The organism is Thauera phenylacetica B4P (assembly GCF_000310225.1).
In the GTDB taxonomy this organism is placed as follows: Bacteria; Pseudomonadota; Gammaproteobacteria; order Burkholderiales; family Rhodocyclaceae; genus Thauera; species Thauera phenylacetica.
Genome location: NZ_AMXF01000478.1, coordinates 1 through 1,171, shown reverse-complemented (window position 1 = coordinate 1,171; position 1,171 = coordinate 1). Strand labels below are relative to the sequence as shown.

1 protein-coding gene and 1 pseudogene are annotated in these 1,171 nt (G+C 73.4%); both read right to left on the bottom strand.

The genetic code is table 11. The features are described from left to right. Positions 1 to 360: 360 nt before the first annotated feature. Complete coding sequence (hypA, locus tag C667_RS23150; RefSeq protein WP_004389477.1) at positions 361 to 702, bottom strand: hydrogenase maturation nickel metallochaperone HypA; 342 nt, start codon at positions 700 to 702, stop codon at positions 361 to 363. After that, positions 695 to 1,171, bottom strand: a pseudogene (locus C667_RS23145) (hypothetical protein); the annotation flags it as partial. The gene hypA and the pseudogene C667_RS23145, both read right to left, overlap by 8 nt.

Below are 1,171 nucleotides of genomic sequence, written 5' to 3'. Positions count from 1 at the left end.
CGGGCGCGGCGGCGGGCTCGCCGAGCGGTCGCCACGCAAGGGTGGCACCGGGCCGCGGGTGCGCGCCGCCTGCGGGGCGCCCGCCACCGAGCGCACCGATCCGGGTTTCACCGCTGCCGCAACCACATACCGTGCACATCTGTCGTTTCTCCTTGCTACCTGGATGCCTGCTCGACGGGCTTCATGTTCTGAGGCTTGTGAGGCGCTCGGTGACCCTGCAGGAGCGATGCAAGGCGCGATTATGGCGCCGGATCCAAGTGCAGGCGCTTGCTCGCAAGGCCGGATCGCGCCTTCCGGCGCTCCTACAGAAAACCATCGCGGTCGCGTATCGGTTGGAACCATCGCGGTCCCGGCCCATCTTCAGTCCACCTCCAGCGCCTTGACGCGCATCTCGCGGCCCGCGGTGGCCTGCACGCGGTAGCCGCCGCAGCGCGGGCAGGCGTCGTGGAGCTCGCGCATCGGCACCGTCTGCGCGCAATCGATGCACCAGCCGGCGCCGGGGACGGTCTCGACCTCGATCGCGGCGCCGGCGGCGACGGTGTCGGCCAGCACCACGTCGAGGCAGAAGCGCAGCGCGTCGGCCTCGACCGCGGCGAGCTCGCCGATCTCGAGCACCACCGCGCGCACGCTGCGAAAAGCGTTGGCCGCCGCGGCGTCCTCGATGATCGTGCGCACGCCTTCGGCCAGGGACATCTCATGCATCGCCGCTCTCCTCGAAGCTCCAGCTTACCGCCACACAGGGGTCGAGGGCGAGGGCGAGCGCACGCAGCCGGCGCTGTCGGTGCGCAGCCGACATGGGCGGGGTGGCGAGGGCCTCGCGTACGAAGGCGCCCTGCGGATGGAAGTTCCACTCGGTGGGGGCGACGATGCGGTAATCGGCGATGCATGCAGGCTCGCCGTCCGGTCTCGCCGCCAGCCGCACCTGGTGGATCAGCAGGCCGCGGGCGCTGTCGACCCGGGCCAGGCCGACGCCGGGGGCGGGCGAGCAGGCGTCGATGCGCGGCGCGGGGCTTGGTGCCGGGAGCGCGAGCTCGCTGCGCGCGCGCGTCGTCGAGCGGCTCTCCCCCGCGAGTGCCCGTGCGGACTCGCGCAGGTCGGCGATGCGGGCCAGGATGCGCGCGGCGAGGCGGCGGCCCTGCGCGAGCGCGGCGGCCACCGCCGCATCGGCGTG